Genomic DNA, 14919 nt, shown 5'->3' on the forward strand with positions numbered 1-14919 from the left:
GACCGGTACTAGCCCCCCATCGCCGCAATCGCGTCCGAGATCGCGATCGTGCGCTTGGCCATGTCCGCATGCAGCCGCTCGACCATCTTGCCGTCGAGCTGAATCGCGCCGCGCTTGGCGTTTTCCGGCTGTTCGAAGGCGGCGATGATGCGGCGGGCCTGGGCGACTTCGTCGTCCGGCGGCGTGAAGACCTTGTTGCAGGCCTCGATCTGGCTCGGATGGATCAGCGTCTTGCCGTCGAAGCCGATGTCGCGGCCCTGTTCGGCTTCGGCGATGAAACCCTCGGTATCGCTGAAATTGCTGTAGGGACCATCGAGAATTTCGAGACCATGCAACCGCGTCGCCAGCACGCAATGGGTAATCATCGGCAGCATCGCCGCGCGGCCGGGCATCATGCGGATGCGGGTCTCGCGGGCGATATCGTTGGGGCCGAACACGAATCCGGCCAGGCGATTTTCGGAATCGCGCGAGGCGGCCGCGAGTTCTTCCGCGTGCAGGATGGCGCGCGAGGTCTCGATCATGGCCCAGACCTTGATCGACATGTCGGCGCCAATGTCACTCAGGCGATCGGCAACGGCTGAGAGATCCTCGACGCTGGAAATCTTCGGCACCAGGATGCCATCGGGCTTGGCCTTGCCGGCCATGGTCACGTCGTCGATCCACCACGGCGAATCCAGTGCATTGATGCGGATGATGACCTCGCGCTTGCCGAAGCCGCCGGCATTGAGCGTCTGCGCGATGGCGTCGCGCGCGGTTCCCTTGGCGTCCGGCGCCACGGCGTCTTCGAGATCCAGGATGATGCCGTCAGCGGCCACGGTACGGGCCTTTTCCAGCGCGCGGGGGTTCGAGCCGGGCATGAACAAATGGCTGCGGCGCGGACGGATCATGGCGTCATTTCCCTGTGATTATGGCCTGTTCGTTATTCAGGCATTCGCGATAACATTTCAGCCCGCCGCCCGGAAGGCTTGTTCGCGCTGGCGTCCTATGGTTATCCGTGGGGACCGTATGTTTGAGCGTGATCTCTCGACAAACGAACCCGTTTGTCGGCGAAAACCGGTATCCACTTTTCGGGATCATGCTCCGAACGAGGCAGACCATGACATCATTTCCGAAGCAGCTCATTGCCGGCTACCAGACCTTTACGTCGGAGCGATTGCCGACCGAGCAGTCGCGCTTCCGCGAATTATCGGAAAAGGGCCAATCGCCGGAAGTCATGGTGATCGGCTGCTGCGACTCGCGTGTGTCGCCGGAGGTCATCTTCGATGCTTCGCCCGGCGAACTGTTCGTGGTGCGCAACATCGCCAACCTGGTGCCGGTCTATCAGCCCGATGGCGGCGCCCATGGCGTTTCGGCAGCGCTGGAATATGCGGTGCAGGTGTTGAAGGTGAAGCACATCGTCATCCTCGGTCACGCGCAATGCGGCGGCATCCGCGCTTTCGTCGACAATGCGGCGCCGCTGTCGCCGGGTGACTTCATCGGCCGCTGGATGTCGATGTTCATCAAGCCCGACGAGAAGGTCGAGATCCGCGAGCACGAGGCGTTCCAGGATTTCGTCACCCGTATCGAAAAGGCCGCCGTGTTCCGCAGTCTGGAAAACCTGATGACGTTCCCGTTCGTGAGCAGCAAGGTCGAGAGCGGCGAGCTGGAATTGCACGGCGCTTACTTCGGCGTCGCTGTCGGCTCGCTGTCCGTGCTCGATCAGGCCGCGAAAGAGTTTCGGCCGGTGGCGTAAAACAAAAAAGCCGGATGCTGAGCATCCGGCTTTTGATTGCTGGAGATCGAAGGTCCGCTTACGCGGCCTTCTTCTTCGCCGTGATCAGCTTGCGGTTGATCAGGCATTCCGCAATCTGCACGGCGTTGAGCGCCGCGCCCTTGCGCAGGTTGTCCGACACGCACCAAAGAACCAGACCGTTATCGACCGTCGAATCCGTACGGATGCGGCTGATATAGGTGGCGTCTTCGCCGGCGGCCTCATAGGGTGTGACGTAGCCACCCGGCTCACGCTTGTCGATCACGAGGCAGCCTGGCGCATTACGCAGGATGTCGCGGGCTTCATCTTCCGAGATCGGATTCTCGAATTCGATGTTGACCGCTTCCGAGTGGCCGACGAACACCGGCACGCGCACGCAGGTCGCGGACATTTTGATTTTGGGATCAAGAATCTTCTTGGTCTCCATCATCATCTTCCACTCTTCCTTGGTGTAGCCGTCCTCCATGAACACGTCGATCTGCGGGATCACGTTGAAGGCGATACGCTTCGGGAATTTGTTATTGACCAGCTCAGAGTTGGTGTAGACGGCCTTGGTCTGCGAGAACAACTCGTCCATCGCATCCTTGCCTGCACCCGACACCGACTGATAGGTCGAGACGACAACGCGCTTGATCGTCGCCTTGTCATGCAGCGGCTTCAGCGCCACCACGAGCTGCGCAGTCGAGCAGTTCGGGTTTGCGATGATATTCTTCTTGGTGAAGCCATCGACGGCCGAGGCGTTCACTTCCGGTACGATCAGCGGCACGTCGGGGTCCATGCGCCAGGTCGACGAGTTGTCGATCACGACGGCGCCGGCTGCGCCGATCTTCGGCGACCATTCCTTGGACACGGCTCCGCCGGCCGACATCAGGCAGATGTCGACATCGCTGAAGTCATAGGTCGCGAGGTCTTTGCATTTCAGGGTTCTATCGCCGAAGGAAACCTCAACGCCCATGCTGCGGCGCGACGCGAGCGCCACGACCTCGTCAGCGGGGAATTTACGTTCATCCAGAATGCTGAGCATTTCACGCCCGACATTGCCGGTCGCTCCGACCAGCGCGACTTTGTAACCCATCGTTCACTCTCCGAAGAAATATGCTTCACCCCCACATACCGTGGAAAGGGAAGAGCCGCGCTTCTATGCGAGAAACGTCGCAAAGACAACGTCCTAAGCGTGTTTGCGTGTGTTGATGCGTTCAATTTTGGTTTCGCACCACCCAAAGTCGGCAGGTGTCCATCCGGCCCTGCAGAGCTTTGCCGACGAGTGCGGTGCCATCGCCGTGCGTCTGCTCGCCTATATGGGGGTGCTGGCACTGGTTGTCATGGCCGCGGTTACGGTTTTCGACGGACTGGAATTCGACCTCAGCAGCGAACCAGCCGCCAAGGCTGGCTGGAGTGTCGCTAGCCGTTCCCATCCCGCTTTTGCTGTCAGCCAGTTTGATTCATTAGGTAAAACAGCCTCTTACGAGATTTTGAGACACCCCGAAGGCGGCCGCAAGGATGTCTTGCGCTGGGCGTCGCCCGGGGAGCCCCCGGTGGCCGAGTTGGAATTGTATCGTCCTGGTGCCGAGGCTGACCGGGCAGGCCCGCCGGCAGCGGATATCGCGGGCCGCATGGACCCCGGCGGCGTCCGCGACGTGGTGGGCGAGGGCATTATCGACAGCAAATTCGGGCCGGTCGCCCTGATGGGCTTTTCCGACCGGCTGAAGGACAGCAAGCGCTGCCTCGGCTTCATGAAGACGCTGGAGGTGGCCAATCTCAGGATTTCCGGCTGGTCGTGCCAGGGCGACGGCCTGCCGGCGCGGCGGGCGGCCATTGCCTGCACGCTAAACCGGCTGGTGCTGCTCACCGCCGGCAATGAACCCCGACTGCAGGAGGCCTTTGCTCAGGCAGATTTGAAGCGGGCCGGCTGCATCAGCGGCGCGGCGCTGTCAGCGGCCTCGGCCGATTGGGTCACGGGTGCCCAGAACCCGCTGCTGCGCGGCAGCTTGTGACCTCTTCGTGATGGGTTGGACCAAGACCTTGGATTACATGCAACATTCGGCCACACCGCGCATTATATCGACGACTGTGGCCGGATAGACCTTGTGGCCGGATACCCCGGCCAGCTAAATTGACCGCAAATCGGATTTGCCGACTCGGCTTTTGAATGCCGATCTTCTGACTGCAATGAGGACCTGATGACCTTGAAATTCCCCGCCGCGAAAACTCTCGCCATGTTGTTCGCGACGGTTGCCGTCATCGCGACCGCCGTTGCCGTCTCGCCGGCCGATGCCGCCACCAAGAAGAAGGTTCGTGTTTCTGACCGTGACGCTGTTTATGGCGCGCGCGGCCCGAACGTGTCCTATCAGCAGGGCCGCACCCGCGTTTACGTGACGCGTCGCTCCTGGCTCGATGCCGGCGTCGAAGTGCTCCCGGGTGACCGCAAGTTCACCGACTATGCCTATCCGCCCGGTTACTCTTTCGCCCGCGACAACAACAACCGTCCGCTGGATCGCCAGCCGCTCAACTCGCAGTGGGATCTCGGCGGCTATCCCGAGCGCTTCCCGCTCTACTGAGCGCGGCGACATATCGATACGAAAATGCCCGGCTCAGCCGGGCATTTTTTGTTTGGGGCTATAAAACGAAGTAGCGCATCAATCTGAAATTGCTTTCACGAGCGATATTTCTTAAAAGTAGAATTGGGGCGGGGGAAGACATGGATTGGAAGCAATTTATTGCTAGCGTTGTGGGCGCTTTGGCGTGGCCGACGGCTGCTATTGTCATAGTTTATGTATTCAAGGAGCAGCTCAGGCACATCCTTTCGCAGATCAAGAAATTTGGCGCCGCGGGCGTCAACGTTGAACTTGCGCAAGAGGTGCAATTGGCTGAGCGAGCAAGCGAAGCCGTAAAGTTTGAGCGCGGAGATGTTGCAGAGAACGCCGCAGATATTGATCCCTCTCTCGTTAATTTGGCCCAAAACTTCCCTGAAGCAGCTTTGTTGCAATCGTTTAAGGGGTTGGAAGGGACGCTGCTGCGAATACGGCAGAAACTACCTGATGACAAACCACATCGAAATCTAAACGAGGTACTCAAGGCGCTAGCCGACGAGAGCTATATTTCGGCAAACGTAATTACACTGTTCCAAAGTTTGCGGCAGGCACGGAATACTGCTGCGCACGCCAAGGAAGATGCAAAGATGACCCCTGGAGAGGCAATCCAATTAATTGGTCAAATCAGCCTTCTCAAGAATTTGCTGGAGAATGTATCTGATGGAATGCCGCAAATCGGCAACCGAATATAGATCTTAATCCTTTCAGCCACCCTTTCGACTGCTAAAAACCGTCCGCTGGACCGCCAACGTCTTAACTCGCAGAGGGATTTCGGCGGCGATCCCGAGTGCTTCCCCCTCTACCGAGTGCAGCGACGTCCGAATGCGAAAATGCCCGGCTCAGCCGGGCATTTTCTGTTCGCGGGGACGACAGATTGAGAGGCTTGAGCCTTCGCGCGCTTAAGCGTGCAGCGCCTGCAATTCCTTCAGCAGTGCTTCGCCCATGCCGGATGTGCTCACCACGGTTGACCCTTCCGACTTGATATCGGCCGTGCGCAGACCCTTTGCCAGCACCGCGGCGATGGCCTGGTCGACCTTGTCGGCCAACTCACCCATGTCCAGCGAGTAACGCAGCGCCATGCCGAACGAGGCGATCATCGCCAGCGGATTGGCCATGCCCTTGCCGGCAATGTCCGGCGCCGAACCATGCACCGGCTCATACATTGCCTTGCGCTTTTTGGTCTTGGCATCGACTTCGCCGAGCGAGGCCGAGGGCAGCATGCCGAGCGAACCGGTCAGCATCGCCGCGATATCCGAGAGCATGTCGCCGAACAGGTTGTCGGTAACGATGACGTCGAACTGCTTCGGCCACTTCACGAGGTTCATGCCGCCGGAATCGGCGAGCTGATGCTCGAGCGTGACGTCCTTGTATTCGCGGCCATGCACCTGGGTGACAACCTCGTTCCAGAGCACGCCCGACTTCATGACGTTACGCTTCTCCATCGACGTCACTTTGTTCTGACGCTTGCGGGCTAGATCGAAAGCGACGCGGGCGATGCGCTCGATTTCATAGGTGTCGTAAACCTGCGTATCGACGGCACGCTTCTGGCCGTTGCCGAGATCGGTGATGGTCTTCGGTTCGCCGAAATAGACGCCGCCTGTGAGCTCGCGCACGATCATGATGTCGAGGCCCTCGACGACCTCACGCTTCAGGCTCGATGATTCCGCCAGCGCGGGATAGCACACGGCTGGGCGCAGATTGGCGAACAGGCCGAGATCCTTGCGCAGGCGCAGCAAGCCGGCCTCGGGGCGATGCTCATAGGGCACGCTGTCCCACTTCGGGCCGCCGACGGCGCCGAAGATGATGGCGTCGGCCGCATCCGCCTTGGCCATTGTGGCATCGGTGATAGGGAGCTTGTCGGCATCATAGGCGGCGCCGCCAACCAGGCCGTTCTCGATCGTGAATTTGGCGATGCCCTGGGCATCGATCCAGTCGATCAGGCGCTTCACCTCGGCCATCACTTCAGGGCCGATGCCGTCGCCGGGGAGAAGCAGCAATTTGTGCGTTGCCATATTCAAGTGCCCTTGCAATCCGTTACTGATTGCCGCGAGTGCTAAGACGTCATTGCAGGAATGGCAAGACAGTGTTGCCGAAGGGATGATTGCGGGTGCCGTGAAACCTGCGACATTGCTGACGCAGCGGAGATCCCCGTGACGTCATCTGTGCCTTCCCCGGCGCGCCCTAACCCGGCGTGGCTGATAGTCGTCCTGTCGCTCGCGCCGGCCATCGGGCTCGGCATCGGCCGCTTTGCCTATTCGCTAGTGTTGCCCGATATGCGCGACAGCCTGCAATGGTCCTATTCGGCGGCCGGCTTCATGAATACCGTCAACGCCGCGGGCTATCTCGCCGGCGCTCTGGTTGCGGCCGGGCTCGGCAGGCGCTTCGGTCTAATCGCGGTGATTCAGGGCGGTACGCTTGCTTGCATCCTGTCGCTCATCGTTTGCGGCGTCACCGTGGATTTTACGCTGCTCAGCATCGCGCGGCTGGTCACCGGTTTTGGCGCGGCGGTTTCGTTCGTGGCCGGCGGCGCGCTCGCCGCCACCATCGGCCTCGCTTATCCCGAACGCTCGTCCTATCTGCTCAGTCTGTTTTATGCCGGGCCAGGTATGGGCATCCTCCTGTCCGGCCTGATCGCGCCATTCGTGCTGCAGGGCTTCGGTCCGGGCTCCTGGTGGATCGTGTGGCTGGTCCTTGGTCTCGTATCGGTCGTCATCGGCCTGCCTCTATTGCGTCCGCGCGTTGATGCGTCCGATGACACGTCAACGGACGACAAGGTGCCGCTCGCGATCCGCCCGATGTGGATTTACCTCATTGCCTATTTCATGTTTGGCGCCGGTTATATCGCTTACATGACCTTCATGATTGCCTATGTGCGCGATGGCGGCGGCAGCGCTGTGGCCCAGAGTGCGTTCTGGTGTCTGATCGGCGTCAGCTCGTTCGCGTCGCCTTGGCTGTGGCGCGGCGTGCTCGCGCGTGGCCAGAGCGGCCGCGCCATGGCAATCATTCTCGGCACCAATGCGGTAGGCGCAGCGATGCCGCTGCTCGGGCATTCGCCTGTGGTGCTCGGCATCTCCGCCGCCATTTTCGGCGTTGCATTCTTCGCGGTGGTTGCGGCGACCACGGCCTTCGTGCGCTTCAACTATCCTCGCGCGGCATGGTCGAAGGCCATTGCAGCGGTGACGATCGTGTTCGGCATCGGCCAGACCTTGGGCCCGATCGCGGTGGGTGCTATCACGGATGCAACGGGTAGCCTCACCTCGGCGCTGGTGGTCTCGGCGGCAACGCTCGCGATTGGCGCTGCCATGTCGATGTTCCAGAAACCGATCAGCTCCCGCTGAAATCGTTATAGCCCTGGTCTTCCCAATAGCCGCCTTTGTAGTCGTTGGTGACTTCCATCGCGACGACGTATTTCGGATTCTTGAATCCGAGTTTGGTCGGTACGCGGATCTTCATCGGGAAACCATAGGCCCGCGGCAGAAGCTGGTTGTCGAATTTGAAGGTCATCTGCGTCTGCGCATGCATGGCCGTGGGCATATCGAGTGAGCTCGTATAGTCCTCGGCGCAGCGGAAATGGACCCACTTTGCATTGGTGTCCGCGCCGACCAGTTTCAGGAAGTCACGCAGCGGCGTACCCTGCCAGGAGCCGATGGCGCTCCAGCCTTCCACGCAGATATGGCGGGTGATCTGTGACACCTCGGGCAGTTTATGCAGTTCGTCCAGCGTCCATGACTTCTTGTCCTGGACGAGGCCGGAGACTTCGAGCTTCCACTCCTTGCCGTCCACATTCGGCGCGTCGTCCTCGGCATAGAAGGCATTGAACGGAAATGGACGCTTGATGTCTTTCTCGGAATAGGTTGGTGCCAGCGTGTTCGGATTGAAGATTCGGGCCTGCACCATGTCGTTGAACTTCGACATATGCGTCAGCAGGTTCTCGGCCGAGAGACTGTCGCTCACATCGCAGCCGGTGAGCAGCGTTAACGCGCCGAAGCTTGCACCCGACGCGATGAAACGGCGGCGCGACAGATCGGGCATCAGTTTGGTGGCATCCTTGACGAGGAGATTCTTGTCGACGCCGGGAATGATGAGGGAGCGGAGTTTCCTGATCATGGTCGTGTCCCTCAGCGTCCGATAATCATTGCACGCAGACTCTTCGGCACGATCAGGGCCAGAGCGACGTGGATGACGAGGAAGCCGACGATGGCCGCCATCATGAAGAAATGCACATAGCGGGCGGTGTCGTAGCCGCCGAACAGCGCAGTAAGATATTGCAACTGGACGGGCTTCCAGATTGCGAGGCCCGACAGGACGATCAGAATGCCGACCACGATAATCCCGGTATAGAGCAGCCTCTGCACCTGATTGTAGGTCGAGAGATCAGCGTGCGAGAGCTTGCCAGTCAGCGCAGCCTTGGTGTCGTCGAGCACACCTTTCGCCGAGATCGGCAGCAGCTTCTTGCGGAAGCGTCCGGTGACAATGCCAAGAGTGAGATAGACGAGGCCGTTGATCACCAGCAGCCACATCGCTGCGAGATGCCACATGATGCCGCCGCCGAGCCAGCCGCCGAGCGTGATCGACGATGAAAAGGTGAAATTGAACAGCGGCGAGGCGTTGTAGATCTGCCAGCCCGACATGATCATCAGCACGATCGCGACGGCATTGACCCAGTGCACGACGCGCACCCAGGCGGGCTGGATGACTTTGGTATTCGTAACCTTGGTTGCGGCGCGGTCGCCGGCGGCTGTGATGCTCGACATAGGCATATCCTGGGCTGAGCAGTGGTTCGATTGGTGCTCGGTCACGCGAGTTATTACCAGCTATACGGCATAACCGGTCGTTCGTTACGGCGGCTCCTGTAACAACCCCGGTCGGGCCGGCTCATATCGATCACAAAAAAGCGAGGCGGGTTGCCCCGGCTCGCTCCTTTTGCGCCCCTCGGTATCCTTGGGGGACGCGCGCATCCAGTGGGGACAAGTCAGGATGCGCGAACTTGTTGCGCAGAAGCCGGAGATCAGGCTTTCGGCATCAGGACAGTATCGATGACGTGAATCACGCCGTTCGACTGGTTGACGTCGGCGATGGTCACGGTCGAGGAACCGCCCTTGGCATCGACGATCATCACCTTGCCGCCCGAAGCCTTCACGGTCAGCTCTTCGCCTTCAACGGTCTTCAGCTTCTGGCCGTCCTTGAGGTCGGCGGCGTTCAGCTTGCCGGAGACCACATGGTAGGTCAGGATCTTGGTGAGGGTCGCCTTGCTCTCCGGCTTCACCAGCGTATCGACGGTACCGGCCGGCAGTTTGCCGAAGGCGGCGTTGGTCGGTGCGAACACCGTGAACGGGCCCTTGCTGGAGAGCGTATCGACCAGGCCGGCAGCCTTCACGGCGGCGACCAGCGTGGTGTGATCCTTCGAGTTGACGGCGTTCTCGACGATGTTCTTCGACGGATACATCGGCGCGCCGCCGACCATGACGGTTTTCTCGCCCGACATTTCGCTCTTCATCATCTTCTTGTCTTCGGCCTGTGCGGGGGCAAGCACGGCGCCAGTGATGGCGAGGGTGCTGAATGCGACGGCCGACAGAAGTGCAATGCGCTTGGACATGGATCGTCTCCCGAGTGATGTGAGTGACCAGCGATCTCGCTGGTGCGATGAACGGCATCAACCGCGGCAATCCCCTGGAGGCCAGATTGCGCCGTCGATGCCCGAGTTACGCGAGGCCTCGGGGGCCAGTTTCAGTCTATATTTTTTGGCGCCGTTGAAACTTTTGCGGGCGCATCTCGTTCGCGCGAGGCAATAACGAGTTCGATGCATCGCGTTTAATACAATCACGTGCGGAAACCGTGCCGGGATGACGCGCCCCAGGGGCCGATCCACCAGATATGGGGGCGATCCCCAGGGGGCATGCGTTGCCTAGATATGGCCATTCTTGCTAAGGAACGGGATTAATTGACGCGATCGTCAGGCAGCTGCACCGGTCGCTCCCGCACTCCTGCACCGCGTGACCTTGCCATGAACGCCAACCTGTTTTCTCGCCTGTTCGACAAACTCGACGATGCCTCGCGTCTCGCCATCGAGACGCCCGAGGGCAAGCACATCAGCTATGGCGACCTGATCGCGCTGGCGGGCCAGATGGCCAACGTGCTGGTGGCTCGCGGCGTCAAGCCGGGTGACCGTGTCGCGGCGCAGACCGAGAAGTCGGTGCCCGGTCTGGTGCTGTATCTGGCGACGGTGCGGGCCGGCGCGGTCTATCTGCCGCTCAACACCGCCTATACGCTGAACGAGCTCGATTACTTCATTACCGACGCCGAACCGTCGCTGGTGGTGTGCGATCCCTCCAAGGCGGAAGGCTTCGCCGCCATTGCGGCCAAGGTCGGTGCAAAGGTCGAGACGCTGGGCGCCGACGGCAAGGGTTCGCTGACCGATGCGGCAGCGAAAGAGAAGCCGGACTTCAGCACGGTCGAGCGCAAGAACGAGGATCTCGCCGCGATCCTCTATACCTCCGGCACCACCGGCCGCTCCAAGGGCGCGATGCTGAGCCACGACAATCTGGCGTCGAACTCGCTGAGCCTTGTTGAATACTGGCGTTTCACCAAGGACGATGTGCTGATCCACGCTCTGCCGATCTATCACACGCATGGTCTGTTCGTGGCGAGCAATGTGACGCTGTTTGCGCGCGCGTCGATGATCTTCCTGCCCAAGCTCGATCCGGAACTCATCATCAAGCTGATGGCCCGCGCCACCGTGCTGATGGGCGTGCCGACTTTCTACACGCGTATCCTGCAGTCGCCGAACCTGACGAAAGAGACTTGCAGCCACATGCGGCTGTTCATCTCCGGCTCCGCACCGCTGCTGGCCGATACGCATCGCGAATGGTTTGCGCGCACCGGCCACGCCGTGCTCGAGCGTTACGGTATGACCGAAACCAACATGAACACGTCGAACCCCTATGACGGCGAGCGCGTGCCTGGCGCTGTCGGCTTCCCGCTGCCCGGCGTGTCCGTACGCGTCACCGATCCGGAGACGGCCAAAGAACTCGCGCGCGACACCATCGGCATGATCGAGGTGAAAGGGCCGAATGTGTTCCAGGGCTATTGGCGGATGCCGGAGAAGACCAAGGCGGAGTTCCGCGACGACGGGTTCTTCATCACCGGCGACCTCGGCAAGATCGACGCCAAGGGCTATGTCCACATTCTCGGCCGCGGCAAGGATCTGGTGATCTCGGGCGGCTTCAATGTCTATCCGAAGGAAATCGAAAGCGAGATCGACGCCATGCCCGGCGTGATAGAAAGCGCCGTGATCGGCGTGCCGCATGCAGATTTCGGTGAGGGCGTCACCGCCGTGGTCGTGAGCGACAAGAAGACCGCGATCGACGAGGCCTCCGTGCTCAAGGCGCTGGATGGCCAGATCGCCAAGTTCAAGATGCCGAAGCGCGTGATCTTCGTCGACGATCTGCCGCGCAACACCATGGGCAAGGTGCAGAAGAACGTACTGCGCGATAGCTACAAGGATATCTACGCGAAGTAAGCCCCCGCACGGTCCCTCATGGTGAGGAGGCGCGCAGCGCCGTCTCGAACCATGAGATGCTGTGTGGCCATACCCTAGATCACATGCTCCGGCGCGAGTGCGCAGGCCGAATTCGGATCCATCTCGATCTGGATCGTCGCGTGCTCAATGCCGAAGTCACGCTTCAGGCGCGCGGCGACTTCCATCAGATAGGCATCACCAGGCGCGCCTGACGGGATCACCATGTGACAGGTCAGCGCCACTTCGGTGGTGCTCATGGGCCAGATATGCAGGTCGTGCACTTGCGCGACGCCGGGGCATTTCTCCAGATAGGTACGCACTGCAGCAGGATCGATGCCGCGCGGAACGGCGGCGAGCGACATCGCAGTGGAGTCGCGCAAGAGGCTCCAGGTGCCCCAGACGATCAGCACACAGATGACGAGGCTGGTCAGGGCGTCGATCCACAGCCAGCCGGTGAACATGATGACGATCGCGGCAATGACCACGCCAACCGAGACCGCAGCGTCGGCGACCATATGCAGATAGGCGCCGCGGATGTTGAGGTCGCTGTTGCGGCCCGAGGCAAACAGCCAGGCGGTCACGCCGTTGATGACGATGCCGATGGTCGCGACGATCATCACGGTGATCTCGGCTACCGGTTCGGGATTGAACAGTCTTAGCACGGCCTCCCAGGCGATGGCACCGACAGCAACCAGCAGGAACACGGCGTTGAAGAGCGCTGCGAGAATTGAGGACCCGCGCAAACCATAGGTGAAGCGCGGCGTCGGCGCGCGCTTCGACAGCACAGCTGCGGTCCATGCCGCGATCAGCCCGAGCACATCCGAGAGATTGTGCCCGGCATCGGCCACCAGCGCCATCGAGCCGCTGGCATAGCCATAGATCGCCTCGATGACGACGAAGACGGTATTGAGGCTGATGCCGACGGCAAAAGCCATGCCGAAATTAGCGGGCGCATGCACATGTCCGCCGGGACCGTGGGAATGACCGGCGTGATCGCCTTGCGCGTGGTCGTGGCCGGCATGGTCGTGTGTGTGACCGTGGTCGTCATGATCGTGATGTGAGTGCGCCATCGGTGTTCCGTCGTGTGGTCTGACGGCATCCATAGCAAGTTGTGATCCGGATACTATTACGGTTGTTGCTGCGCGTCGGCCGCCCCGATTTACGGGGTCATATTAGAGCGATGACAAACCGGCTACCGACGATGAATAGATAAATTCCAAACGCCATTTCCAGCGCGCGCTTCGACATCGCATGCGCCGCCTTCACGCCGAGCGGCGCCACCAGCAGGCTGGTCGGCATCACCAGCAGCGCGCCGATCAGCGAGACATAACCGATGGCGAACGGCAGCTGCAGCGCTGCGACATCGGGAAAGCGCGCAGCGGCCGGCCAGCCGGCATAGATGTAGCCGATGGCGCCGGGGATCGAGATCAGCACGGCGAGTGCTGAGGATGTCGCCACCGCCTGATGGATAGGCCGGCCATAAAAGGTCATCAGCAGGTTCGAGAACAATCCGCCGCCAATGCCCATCAGCGTGGAGAGAAGACCGACGAAGAAGCCGTAAATCTTCATCAGTGGGCCGTCGGGCAAGTCGTCGCCGAGCTTCCAGCCGTCGCGCGCGAGCAGCAGCCGTGCCGCCGCGGACCAGGCAACGGCAACAAAAACGATCTTGAACAGCCGCTCCGGCGCATAGCGGGCGGTGACACTGCCGATGATGACGCCGATCAGGATCGGCCACCACCACTTCCGCAGGATCTCCATATCTACGGCGCCGCGGGCCATATGGGCACGGAAGGACCGGATCGAGGTCGGGATGATAATCGCCAGCGAGGTGCCGATACAGAGCGGCATCCGTACTTCCAGAGGCACTCCGGCGATGCGGAAACACTCGTAAAATACGGGGACCAGGATGGCGCCTCCGCCTATCCCGAAGACACCTGCCAGGAAACCGGCCAGTGCGCCGACGGCAATAAGAAGCGCCGCCAGTTCGACAATCTCGGTTACATTGAGCCCAGCCATTCCCGCCCCGATTGCCATTTGCTATCGCATCATGAAGTTCTCATGAATCGCGCTTCACCAAGGCTGTCAGCAACAAGCCCGGCAACTGTCAATACCCGCAAATGCAAGGCTCATTTGAAGCTCTGAACGATTGTTCGGAGTATGTCATTTCGCGATTGCACTGGTTGTTTTGAGTTCGTAAATAGAATTGCTCTACGCGATCCCCAATCGGGCACCGTCTGCCCATTAACCTGTCAAAGTTGCTAAATGACCGCTCGGATCGAACGACCCCTTTCGCCGCATCTCCAAGTGTACCGCTGGACCCTGACGATGGCGCTGTCCATCGTGCATCGCGCTACCGGCGTCGCCCTGTATTTCGGCACCTTGCTTCTTGTCTGGTGGCTGATCGCCGCTGCGTCCGGCCCCGCGGCCTATGCACACGTGCAGGCCTTCACCGGCAGCATCATCGGTCGCCTGATCGCATTCGGCTACACGTGGGCGCTGATCCATCACGCCATGAGCGGCATCCGCCATCTGGTCTGGGATCTCGGTTACGGTTTCAAGCCATCCGAGCGTGAATGGCTCACCTGGGCCGCATTGATCGGCGGCATCGGCATCACCATCCTGCTCTGGATCATTGCCTACGCGATCGGAGGCGGACGATGAGCGGTTCCAACTCTCCGAAGTCGGTGCGCACGCCGCTCGGCCGCGTCCGTGGTCTCGGCTCCTCGCATTCGGGCACATCAGACTTCTGGCGTCAGCGCCTGACTGCAGTGGCCATGCTGCTTCTGCTGATCCCTGTGATCTTCATCGTGATGTCGGTTTTCAGAAGCAACCAGGCCGGCGTCGCGCAGGTCCTTGGTTCGCCGATCGTGGCTATCGTCATGCTGCTCTTCATCGTTGCCAGCATCTGGCACATGAAGATCGGCATGCAGGTCGTGATCGAAGACTATGTCCATGACGAGAAGATCAAGCTGATCTCGATCATTGGCAACAATTTCTTCTCTGCCGCTGTGGCGCTGGCATCGATCTACGCCATCCTTAAACTTTCATCCGGAGTGTAG

Annotated in this window: 16 protein-coding genes; 8 read left to right on the forward strand and 8 right to left on the reverse strand. The window is 60.5% G+C overall.

What is annotated here, in order from left to right:
* Positions 1-8: 8 nt before the first annotated feature.
* A complete protein-coding gene (locus AB8B02_RS25720; protein WP_439065504.1) occupies positions 9-887 on the reverse strand; it encodes an HpcH/HpaI aldolase/citrate lyase family protein in 879 nt (292 codons plus the stop codon).
* A 209-nt stretch (positions 888-1096) separates the two neighbouring features.
* On the opposite strand from AB8B02_RS25720, the gene AB8B02_RS25725 reads away from it, so the two are divergent.
* Positions 1097-1732 carry a carbonic anhydrase gene (locus AB8B02_RS25725; protein ID WP_068737916.1) on the forward strand — a complete coding sequence of 212 codons (636 nt, stop codon included), beginning with the start codon at positions 1097-1099 and terminating at the stop codon, positions 1730-1732.
* A gap of 58 nt (positions 1733-1790) precedes the next feature.
* Here the strand turns inward: AB8B02_RS25725 and AB8B02_RS25730 are convergent, their stop codons facing one another.
* Entirely contained in the window at positions 1791-2825 is a 1035-nt protein-coding gene (locus AB8B02_RS25730) for an aspartate-semialdehyde dehydrogenase (protein WP_068737914.1), read from the reverse strand.
* 115 nt (positions 2826-2940) lie between these two features.
* Between AB8B02_RS25730 and AB8B02_RS25735 the strand changes: the two genes are divergently transcribed.
* The 3 genes from AB8B02_RS25735 to AB8B02_RS25745 all read left to right on the forward strand — a co-directional run bounded on the left by AB8B02_RS25735 (position 2941) and on the right by AB8B02_RS25745 (position 5033).
* Complete coding sequence (locus tag AB8B02_RS25735; protein ID WP_439065505.1) at positions 2941-3744, forward strand: hypothetical protein; 804 nt, start codon at positions 2941-2943, stop codon at positions 3742-3744.
* Positions 3745-3930: 186 nt separating this feature from the next.
* Positions 3931-4308, forward strand: a complete 378-nt coding sequence (locus tag AB8B02_RS25740) for a hypothetical protein (protein ID WP_089266485.1) — start codon at positions 3931-3933, stop codon at positions 4306-4308.
* 140 nt (positions 4309-4448) lie between these two features.
* The gene (locus tag AB8B02_RS25745) at positions 4449-5033 is read left to right on the forward strand and encodes a hypothetical protein (RefSeq protein ID WP_439065506.1); all 585 of its coding nucleotides are present in this window, start codon (positions 4449-4451) and stop codon (positions 5031-5033) included.
* Positions 5034-5240: 207 nt separating this feature from the next.
* Here the strand turns inward: AB8B02_RS25745 and leuB are convergent, their stop codons facing one another.
* Entirely contained in the window at positions 5241-6353 is a 1113-nt protein-coding gene (gene leuB, locus AB8B02_RS25750) for a 3-isopropylmalate dehydrogenase (protein WP_439065507.1), read from the reverse strand.
* 138 nt (positions 6354-6491) lie between these two features.
* Here leuB and AB8B02_RS25755 point away from each other — a divergent pair, with 138 nt between their 5' ends.
* Complete coding sequence (locus AB8B02_RS25755; RefSeq protein ID WP_439065508.1) at positions 6492-7679, forward strand: YbfB/YjiJ family MFS transporter; 1188 nt, start codon at positions 6492-6494, stop codon at positions 7677-7679.
* Here the strand turns inward: AB8B02_RS25755 and AB8B02_RS25760 are convergent.
* The 3 genes from AB8B02_RS25760 to AB8B02_RS25770 all read right to left on the reverse strand — a co-directional run bounded on the left by AB8B02_RS25760 (position 7666) and on the right by AB8B02_RS25770 (position 9937).
* Positions 7666-8448, reverse strand: coding sequence for a molybdopterin-dependent oxidoreductase (locus tag AB8B02_RS25760; RefSeq protein ID WP_315840051.1), 783 nt, complete (start codon positions 8446-8448; stop codon positions 7666-7668). The two genes, AB8B02_RS25755 and AB8B02_RS25760, sit on opposite strands and share 14 nt — an antisense overlap.
* An 11-nt stretch (positions 8449-8459) precedes the next feature.
* Entirely contained in the window at positions 8460-9095 is a 636-nt protein-coding gene (locus AB8B02_RS25765; RefSeq protein ID WP_439065509.1) for a cytochrome b/b6 domain-containing protein, read from the reverse strand.
* A 254-nt stretch (positions 9096-9349) separates the two neighbouring features.
* Positions 9350-9937 carry a fasciclin domain-containing protein gene (locus AB8B02_RS25770; RefSeq protein ID WP_309941195.1) on the reverse strand — a complete coding sequence of 196 codons (588 nt, stop codon included), beginning with the start codon at positions 9935-9937 and terminating at the stop codon, positions 9350-9352.
* A 408-nt stretch (positions 9938-10345) separates the two neighbouring features.
* Here AB8B02_RS25770 and AB8B02_RS25775 point away from each other — a divergent pair, with 408 nt between their 5' ends.
* Complete coding sequence (locus AB8B02_RS25775) at positions 10346-11860, forward strand: malonate--CoA ligase (protein ID WP_309941193.1); 1515 nt, start codon at positions 10346-10348, stop codon at positions 11858-11860.
* A gap of 74 nt (positions 11861-11934) precedes the next feature.
* Here the strand turns inward: AB8B02_RS25775 and AB8B02_RS25780 are convergent, their stop codons facing one another.
* Both AB8B02_RS25780 and AB8B02_RS25785 read right to left on the reverse strand, forming a co-directional pair.
* Positions 11935-12795 (reverse strand): cation diffusion facilitator family transporter, encoded by an 861-nt coding sequence (locus tag AB8B02_RS25780; protein WP_439065510.1) that lies wholly within the window; start codon positions 12793-12795, stop codon positions 11935-11937.
* A gap of 232 nt (positions 12796-13027) precedes the next feature.
* A complete protein-coding gene (locus tag AB8B02_RS25785) occupies positions 13028-13876 on the reverse strand; it encodes a sulfite exporter TauE/SafE family protein (protein ID WP_439065511.1) in 849 nt (282 codons plus the stop codon).
* Between the two features lie 246 nt (positions 13877-14122).
* On the opposite strand from AB8B02_RS25785, the gene sdhC reads away from it, so the two are divergent.
* Positions 14123-14521 (forward strand): succinate dehydrogenase, cytochrome b556 subunit, encoded by a 399-nt coding sequence (gene sdhC / locus AB8B02_RS25790; protein ID WP_068737900.1) that lies wholly within the window; start codon positions 14123-14125, stop codon positions 14519-14521.
* Positions 14518-14919, forward strand: a complete 402-nt coding sequence (sdhD, locus tag AB8B02_RS25795) for a succinate dehydrogenase, hydrophobic membrane anchor protein (protein WP_089266497.1) — start codon at positions 14518-14520, stop codon at positions 14917-14919. The genes sdhC and sdhD overlap by 4 nt, the downstream gene beginning before the upstream one ends.

This window comes from Tardiphaga sp. 862_B3_N4_1 (assembly GCF_051811085.1).
GTDB lineage: Bacteria > Pseudomonadota > Alphaproteobacteria > Rhizobiales > Xanthobacteraceae > Tardiphaga > Tardiphaga robiniae.